At 39.3% G+C, this 8451-nt stretch carries 9 protein-coding genes; all 9 read right to left on the bottom strand.

The features are described from left to right. Window positions 1-190: 190 nt before the first annotated feature. Window positions 191-1774: a discoidin domain-containing protein gene (locus tag R2S57_RS29830; protein ID WP_316848557.1), complete on the bottom strand. Its 1584-nt coding sequence runs from the start codon at window positions 1772-1774 to the stop codon at window positions 191-193. Between the two features lie 297 nt (window positions 1775-2071). Then, window positions 2072-2416 carry a 50S ribosomal protein L20 gene (gene rplT, locus R2S57_RS29825; protein ID WP_025144714.1) on the bottom strand — a complete coding sequence of 115 codons (345 nt, stop codon included), beginning with the start codon at window positions 2414-2416 and terminating at the stop codon, window positions 2072-2074. A gap of 75 nt (window positions 2417-2491) precedes the next feature. Continuing rightward, window positions 2492-2692: a 50S ribosomal protein L35 gene (gene rpmI / locus R2S57_RS29820; RefSeq protein ID WP_108198956.1), complete on the bottom strand. Its 201-nt coding sequence runs from the start codon at window positions 2690-2692 to the stop codon at window positions 2492-2494. Between the two features lie 29 nt (window positions 2693-2721). Next, window positions 2722-3291, bottom strand: coding sequence for a translation initiation factor IF-3 (gene infC / locus R2S57_RS29815; protein ID WP_056872808.1), 570 nt, complete (start codon window positions 3289-3291; stop codon window positions 2722-2724). Between the two features lie 16 nt (window positions 3292-3307). Then, window positions 3308-5233: a threonine--tRNA ligase gene (gene thrS, locus R2S57_RS29810; RefSeq protein ID WP_316848556.1), complete on the bottom strand. Its 1926-nt coding sequence runs from the start codon at window positions 5231-5233 to the stop codon at window positions 3308-3310. A 116-nt stretch (window positions 5234-5349) separates the two neighbouring features. Further along, the gene (locus R2S57_RS29805; RefSeq protein WP_316848555.1) at window positions 5350-5841 is read right to left on the bottom strand and encodes a hypothetical protein; all 492 of its coding nucleotides are present in this window, start codon (window positions 5839-5841) and stop codon (window positions 5350-5352) included. A 75-nt stretch (window positions 5842-5916) separates the two neighbouring features. Further along, window positions 5917-7008 carry an acyltransferase gene (locus R2S57_RS29800; protein ID WP_316848554.1) on the bottom strand — a complete coding sequence of 364 codons (1092 nt, stop codon included), beginning with the start codon at window positions 7006-7008 and terminating at the stop codon, window positions 5917-5919. A gap of 144 nt (window positions 7009-7152) precedes the next feature. Beyond that, a complete protein-coding gene (locus R2S57_RS29795) occupies window positions 7153-8052 on the bottom strand; it encodes a hypothetical protein (RefSeq protein ID WP_316848553.1) in 900 nt (299 codons plus the stop codon). Between the two features lie 188 nt (window positions 8053-8240). Continuing rightward, a partial coding sequence (locus R2S57_RS29790; RefSeq protein WP_316848552.1) for a hypothetical protein occupies window positions 8241-8451 on the bottom strand: 211 nt, incomplete at its 5' end.

Genomic DNA, 8451 nt, shown 5'->3' with positions numbered 1-8451 from the left:
CCCACCATCATCATTCTAACAGCATGCATTCGGTCGTGAATGCTTCAAGGCACAACGGGACTCTAACCCTATAGTCGATTGCCATGCCCGGCGCACACAAATAAAAAGGGTGTCCAAAAACTATGGACACCCTTTTACTTAGCCAGACGATCAAGCCTATATGATCATGAAATTACAGTCTGCAATTTTATTAATCTCTATAAGTCCCCACTTCAATACAGGTAGCAAATTGCGAATTTCCTGAAGCTGTAGAGGTGAGGACTTTAAAATACCTGAAATTTTTAAGCTGGGTTTTCAGATGTGTTGGCCCTGCTATATCGGGCAGTGAATAGGTGACCAGTTTCTCCCAGGTGATGTTATCATTACTCACACTGATTTCAATGTCTTTCAATTTGCTATGGCTATCTCTTTGGAAAAATGTAAATCGGTTTACAGCCAGCACTGCTCCCATATCGATAGTAAAAAATTGTGGAAGTACAGAACCTGCTCCACTAAATTGACTATGCCACATGGTACCGATATTATTGTCGATCAGGTTTGCTGCCTTACCATCGTAGTTAACTGTTTCTTCACTACTCACACCGACCACTTTCCATTTTGTTTTACTATACACCGGTTTATCACCAAAATCTACTACAGGTTTACCGGCAACCATCTGATAGGCATATGACGCTACGTAACCATATCCATTTTCGTGCATGAGGGTAATCCTGAAATCGTTACGGAAATCGTTTTTATTCTTTATCTCAGCCAGAGGAATTTTAACATAAAAACTATCTGTGCCAATTGGTTTGGTAATCCAGTTTTCTGTATCATAATCTAAATCATCAGCACTTCTCTTGGCATCATTGGTAAAACCCACAAACTTCACCTTTTTCCCAGAGGCAAATTTACCAGAAACCACGATAGTTTTAGATGCATCATCAAATTTTGCATTGAGTTTAGTAATACTTGCTGACGGAGATTGATACCAATCGCTACGGGCAACTTTGCTAAATGTTTCTCCGGTACTTAATAAAGCGCAGTCCCAGGCATCCAAATAAGATTTACCCGTAATAAAACCATCTCCATTGCCGGTCATAATCGCCAATCCATATTGCGTATTATTGGGTATTAAGCCCCCGTTATGTGGAAGGTTAAGACCGTGTAACAATTCATGAAAATTGCCGCCTATCCAGGCAGCCTGATCTCCAATAGCACTAGGCTTGCCCATATTTGCTATTTCCATAGCAGGAAAATCTATGCCATAAGCCCAGGTTTCGCTTCCGTAAAAAGGTACATCTTGTTTTCCAAATTCGTTTAATGCGGTAAGTATAAAAACATGGCTACTTTTTTTCTTATCAGGATTGGCCGTAAACCAGGCGTTAATTTCTTTCGACATGGCCTCAGCACCTCCTTTATAAGGATAACTTGCTGTTGGCAGTTTTCCGGTAACCACGTTGATTTCTACCTCTTTATGATCATTCACCATCAGGCCAAACGTTTGTGCACCATAGCCCCACTTCTCCATCCACGTTTTGGTGTAATTCTGCTCATATAATAAAAATTCACTGATCCGGCGTTTATAATCAGGATTTAATTTCATATCGGATGGAACAAAGTACACTACAGTTAAATTTTTTGGATGATCAGATGTAAAGGCCGTCGCATCTGCGCCATCAGGTGTAAGGTCAAGTTTAGCGCCTTTAGCATCCATATCCGTTTCGAGGTTTTCATTTTTCCGGCAGGCGAATAGCGTAATCACTGTTAATAATAATAAAATTGTTTTCTTCATAATAGCTGTTTAATTTTTGGTTAGATAAAATTTATTGATGTAAATCAAAACTATAGATTACTAAGACCCTATAAAATAGACGGGGTAATGGAGATCATGGACTATCTTCCGAAAAGGGGAAATTGGCCAAATACAATTTTACTACTGTTAGGCAGCGTTTCATTCTAGGTCCCTTACAGGATGGTTTCCAGTTTGCCAGTCTGGCGGAATTGGGATGTATCAGATATTAAAAACAAAAAAAGGTCCCGATTTGCATCGGGACCTTTTTAATTATGATTATCGCCTAAGCGAAAATTTCTATTTTACTGCATCAATTACAGCTTTGAAAGCTTCTGGATGATTCATTGCTAAATCAGCCAATACTTTACGGTTTAAACCGATTTCTTTGGAAGCTAGTTTACCGATCAATTGAGAGTAAGAAATACCGTGTTGACGTGCACCAGCGTTGATACGTTGGATCCACAATCCGCGGAATTCTCTTTTCTTAACTTTACGGTCACGGTATGCATATTGCAAACCTTTTTCTACTGTGTTTTTAGCAACAGTATAAACCTTACTTCTTGCTCCCCAATAGCCTTTGGCTAGGTTAAGGATTTTTTTTCTTCTTCTTCTCGAAGCTACTGCGTTTACCGAACGTGGCATGTTGTTGTTGTTTTTTGGCAAGCGGCGTTCCGTTTATCGGAAACTTAAAGCCTGATACCTGGTGAAATTAATAAATTACTTTCCGATGCAAAGCATACGTTTAACGTTACCCATGTCAGCATCAGATACGATACTTGTTTGACCTAAGGCACGTTTACGTTTAGTACTCATCTTGGTTAAGATGTGACTTTTGTATGCGTTGTTTCTTTTGATTTTACCTGTTCCAGTAAGCGAAAAACGCTTTTTAGCACTGGAATTGGTTTTCATTTTTGGCATAACCTGTTTTTTAATTTATAAACCTATTTTTATTTTTTTGCTACTTTAGGCGCAACTGTCAGGAACATACGTTTACCTTCTAACTTAGGTAACAACTCTACTTTCCCTACATCTTCCAAAGCCTGGGCAAATTTTAACAATAAAATTTCTCCCTGCTCTTTGTAAACAATTGCTCTACCTTTAAAATGCACGTAAGCCCTAACTTTCTCACCGTTCTCTAAAAAGCTTACTGCATGCTTCAGTTTAAACTGGAAATCGTGGTCGTTGGTATTCGGACCGAAACGGATCTCCTTAATTACAGTTTGTTTAGCATTAGATTTAATTTCCTTTTGCTTTTTCTTTTGTTCGTAAACAAATTTACTGTAATCGATAATTCTACAAACCGGTGGTACGGCATTTGGAGAAATCTCTACCAAATCCAATTCCAGTTCATCAGCAAGCGCCAAAGCTTTTGCCAAAGGATAAATCCCCGGTTCAACATTATCGCCAGCTAAACGCACTTCGGGCGATTTGATATACTGATTAATGTTATGCTCTGCTTCTTTTTTCTTAAAAGGTGGACGTGGTCCCCTGTTAAATCCTGGTCTTCCTAATGCCAAATTTGTACTATTTAATTTAAACTGTTATTTCTTTTCTTAATAAATTGTTGAACTCTTCCAAGGTCATTTCGCCCAAATCCCCCTCACCGTGCTTACGGACAGAAACTTTCTCTTCTGCCATTTCCTTATCACCGATAATGAGCATATATGGGATCTTTTTAACTTCCGAATCGCGTATTTTGCGTCCGATTTTCTCGTCACGAAAGTCAATCAGCCCGCGAATATCGGAATTATTTAGCTCATCTAAAACTTTTTTTGCATATTCTTCATATTTTTCTGAAATAGGAAGAATAATAAACTGCTCCGGACTTAACCATAACGGGAAGTTTCCGGCACAATGTTCGATCAACACGGCAATAAATCTTTCCAGTGAACCAAATGGTGCACGGTGGATCATTACTGGTCTGTGTTTTTGATTATCGCTACCGGTATATTCCAGTTCGAAACGTTCTGGTAAATTGTAATCAACCTGAATAGTACCCAACTGCCATTTCCTACCCAAAGCATCTTTCACCATAAAATCGAGCTTAGGACCATAGAAAGCGGCTTCACCATATTCTACTACAGTATTTAAGCCTTTTTCTGCTGCCGCTTCGATAATCGCATTTTCAGATAGTCTCCAGTTTTCATCAGAACCAATGTATTTCGATTTATTATCCGGATCTCTTAACGAAATTTGAGCAGTATAACTTTCAAAACCTAACGATTTAAATACATAAAGTACCAAATCGATCACTTTTTTAAACTCCTCTTTCACTTGTTCCGGCATACAGAATAAGTGAGCATCATCCTGAGTAAAACCACGTACACGGGTTAAACCATGCAATTCACCACTTTGTTCGTAACGGTATACGGTACCGAACTCTGCAAAACGAACCGGAAGATCTTTATAAGAACGCGGTTTTGTTTTGTAAATTTCACAGTGGTGCGGACAGTTCATCGGTTTTAAGAAGAACTCCTCTCCTTCTTGCGGAGTTTTAATCGGCTGGAATGAATCTTTACCGTATTTCTCCCAGTGACCAGAAGTTACATATAAGTTTTTATGACCGATATGTGGAGTTACTACTTGTTCGTAGCCAGCTTTTGCTTGTGCTTTGGTTAAAAAATTAACCAACCGTTCGCGCAAAGCAGTTCCTTTAGGCAACCATAAAGGCAAGCCCATTCCTACTTTTTCTGAAAAAGCAAATAACTCCAGCTCTTTTCCCAATTTACGGTGATCGCGTTTTTTCGCTTCTTCGATCATCAAAAGATATTCGGTAAGCTCGCTCGCCTTAGGAAAAGTTACCCCATAAATACGGGTCAACTGTTTTTTGGTTTCATCGCCACGCCAGTAAGCACCAGCCACATTCATCAGTTTTACGGCTTTAACAAAACCAGTATTCGGAATGTGTGGACCACGGCATAAATCGGTAAATGAACCCTGGGTATAGAAGGTAATTTTACCGTCTTCCAGGCCATCAATCAGATCCAGTTTGTACTCGTCGCCTTTTTCGGTAAAGTATTTTACGGCATCGGCTTTGCTAACGCTTTCGCGCACAAAAGTTTCCTTTTGTTTAGCCAGTTCGATCATTTTGGTTTCGATGGCTTTGAAATCATCCGAAGAAAATTCGCGGTCGCCAAAGTCTACATCGTAGTAAAAACCAGTTTCGATAGCCGGCCCAATACCAAATTTGGTACCTGGATAAAGTGCTTCTAAAGCCTCAGCCATTAAGTGAGCTGATGAATGCCAAAAAGTTGATTTTCCGGCAGTATCATTCCAGGTCAATAATTTTACTGATGAATCAGATTCGATCGGTCTTGTTGAATCCCAAACCTCGCCATTAACCTCTGCGGCTAATACGTTACGGGCTAAGCCCTCAGAAATTGACAATGCAATTTGATGGGCAGAAGTGCCCTTTTCATACTGACGGACAGAACCGTCAGGTAAAGTAATGTTAATCATCTACAACTATGATTTAAATTTTAAATAAAAAAGTTTTAAAGATCACTTACAATGTGATTGTATTTTGTGCAAAGATACGAATTTTATCCCGCTATTTAACATTAGCGCTTAAAATTCTACTTCGGTTGAAGCCCTACTTCTAGTAAATATGCTTTCTGTATGGCCAGTAACTGATCGGGGTAACTATTCAGTTTTTCGTATTTGATCATCAGCTGATCATAATATTTCCGCTTTTCATCAATGGCTTTTACACGTAACATCTCTTTTGCTGTTTTACCATAATCGTTTATAGCGGTTAGGTATTGCATTACACCCTCATTAAATTTTGCAGCTGCTTCAGTCGGTTTCAGACGGGCGATATCGATAAGGTCATTTTTTGAATTGTTGATCAGATTATCTGCCTTGTGCCACAGTACAATAGAATCAGGAAAGCCTTTTGCATATACTTTTGAAGTATCTTTAAAAACACTGTCTGTTTCATCGATCCGCTTCATCTCACTTAAAAAAATTGACGTTACCTTTTCGTTATATGAATAATCATCCGTGTTTGTACAACTAAAAAGTACACCCAATGGAAGGAAGAACAAAGCTATCTTTAAAAATTTCATATCTGTTATTATTTAAGAATTTTTGTTTCGAATCTCAGCCGCCTTGGTTCATGTCTCCACGAACCAGCGGTATCATTAAGGCAAAAATTTAGCTTTCAAATATTTACGCAATGGAATATCGACAAACCTCATGATCAGATAAGCCAAAACAATTAAAAGTATTACCGAAACAGGAATAACCACCCATAAAGTCGACATGGTTGGTTTTACCACGGCAACGTAAGTGAGAAACACCCATACAAATGGATAATGTGTCATATACAAGGGGTACGAAATATCGCCAGAAAGTTTGCAGAGATTTTTTGCGCCGGTGTTTAATGTTGCGCCTGCACCTAAAGCAACCAACAGCGGAAAATAAAACAGCACGATTATCGGTTCGGTAATCCAGTTGTAAGCATCTGCATAGGGGAAAAGAAAAGCCACGAGCAAGAGCACAATCATGCCCAAAAAGCCCAGTTTATTTTTGATGATCCAGTTGAAACGGTAAACCAGCATTCCGGCAGAGAAAGAATAAAGTACCCTAACGCCTCCATCCCAGAAATTTTGCCCACCCCAACCGCCGCCTAAATTGGCATTGGCACCCCTTAAAGCTACATAACAAATACCCGCTGCACCAACCAAAACCAAAGCAATCAGTAATTTTTTATTCAGTTTATAAAGTACAAGAATATAGAAAATATTGGCAACATACTCCCAAAACAGCGACCAGGCAGGCGCATTTAAGCAGAAAAGATTGGTATAACGCTCGGGCATAACCGGATAAGGAATTAAAAATGCAGAGGTTAGAAACAGCAGTAATGTTTTCCCGAAGCCGTAAACGGGATAAAAATCGCTAAACGGATCAAATAGAAAAGTGATTAAGCCCAAAATTGAACCAATTACAACCAGTGGATGCAAACGGATTAACCTCAGTTTGAAAAATTGTGTCACCCCGATATGTGAAGCACGGGTATCGTAAGCATAGGCAATTACAAAACCGGACAAACAGAAAAAGAAGTCGACCGCCAAAAAGCCATGCGAAAGAAAATTCTTATTGTAATCCGTAATTGCGATTTCCATAAAGTGGTATATCACCACCACAATGGCGGCTATTCCCCTTAATCCATCTAAAATTTCGAAATGCTGTTTTGTTGCTAATAGATTTGTCTTGTTTTCCGTTGTGATCACTTTGGTCAGATTATAATAAGCCCCAATAATAGTTATTCTTCATTTAGATGCAAAAACTAAAGTCGACCTTTTCAAAAATGATACAAAAAAAACCCTGAAAGCTTACACTTTCAGGGCCTGATAAAATAATTATGGTGGTCTTTACTAATTCATTCCAAATGATCTGATCTGGCCGCCGCCACCTCCTGGTCTGTTCTGTCTGAAACGTTTCATCATGTTGTCCATTTTGGTTTTGTACTCTTCAGCCGTGATCAATTTTGCTTTTTTAGGCGCAGTTACATCTTTTGCGCTAACGTTTCTATACTCAATGCTTTTGGCAATGGAGCTGTTACCCCTACCTTCGATCGCTAAAACGGCACCTTCAGTCCACATATTTGGGTTTGGAGAAAAATCGAAACCTAAATCTTTGGTATACCAGATTTTGGTTTCTTCTACCACGTTTTTATCCATATCCAATATCTTGATTGCTCTTGTAGATCTTACAATTGCCTGGTGACAGGTAAAACCGATAATCTGTTTAGTCGAATCAGTTTTAACCACTTCGATGGTTGGTGCCGGAGCAGGTTTTGCTTTAGTGCTATCGTTCGGATTTCCACCGCCCATCCTAAACGAGCCGATCGGACCCGATGTAGCCAAAGTTAATTTACTTGGCATATAATAGGTGGTATCATTCAGGTCGAAAACCTCTGTAAGTCCTTTATCTGCAAAGGTGTAGTAATATTCTCTATTACCACCGCCGCCGCCAAAACGCATCATCATACGGCCCATACCGCCGCCACCGCCACCTGCTCCGTTACTGTCTTCAGTTTCTTCCACTGGCATATAACTGGCGTTTGTAGCCGTAAATAATAACTCGAAATTGCTTTTGCTTGACGAAGGCATTCTGGCTTTCATCTGATCAGTTAATTGTATGCCGCTCGCCGAAGCCATAGCCGCCGGATCAATTGTATTTTCGAACTGTATTGCTCCTGAAGTCTTTTTTTGTGCATTTGCAACAGCTGCAATTGACATTACTCCCAATAAAGCGATGAATATTTTTTTCATTTTGATGATTTTGTTTTGTTGTTTAGATACGAAGACCTTAAAAAGGTTTAACAAAGATATTCCAGATTGTAACGCAAAACATGTTAAAATGTGTTAAAGATTGTGTTCAAATCCTTTAAACATAGGTTTAGGCATGAAAGTAATTTAAATTTTACAATACCTAATGCTTTATTAGAAAAGCAATGCCTTTAGTTCTTCAGCGTGAGTCCAACGAAAAAATCTAAACTGTAAATTGATTCGGGCGTTACCCAAGCTACGCAAGGGTCGGGCTTTTCAGGGCTGCGCTTCGCTCCGGTACCGATAAAAATCGGCACTAAACCCTTACAATCCCTAACGCGATCCAAAGATTGGTGGCTCAACGACCTTTTTAGTGTATTATGGATTGGCTGGTGACTCACC

This window comes from Pedobacter psychrodurus (genome assembly GCF_032678585.1).
Taxonomy (GTDB): domain Bacteria; phylum Bacteroidota; class Bacteroidia; order Sphingobacteriales; family Sphingobacteriaceae; genus Pedobacter; species Pedobacter psychrodurus_A.
The sequence above is the reverse complement of the archived record's forward strand: the minus strand, read 5'-3'. Positions and strand labels throughout refer to the sequence as shown.

Excerpts from the sequence above, each read along its gene's own strand:
- R2S57_RS29805 (WP_316848555.1), bottom strand. The coding sequence starts at position 5,841 with ATGAAATTTTTAAAGATAGCTTTGTTCTTCCTTCCATTGGGTGTACTT.
- R2S57_RS29830 (WP_316848557.1), bottom strand. The coding sequence starts at position 1,774 with ATGAAGAAAACAATTTTATTATTATTAACAGTGATTACGCTATTCGCC.
- rpmI (WP_108198956.1), bottom strand. The coding sequence starts at position 2,692 with ATGCCAAAAATGAAAACCAATTCCAGTGCTAAAAAGCGTTTTTCGCTT.
- thrS (WP_316848556.1), bottom strand. The coding sequence starts at position 5,233 with ATGATTAACATTACTTTACCTGACGGTTCTGTCCGTCAGTATGAAAAG.
- rplT (WP_025144714.1), bottom strand. The coding sequence starts at position 2,416 with ATGCCACGTTCGGTAAACGCAGTAGCTTCGAGAAGAAGAAGAAAAAAA.
- R2S57_RS29795 (WP_316848553.1), bottom strand. The coding sequence starts at position 8,052 with ATGAAAAAAATATTCATCGCTTTATTGGGAGTAATGTCAATTGCAGCT.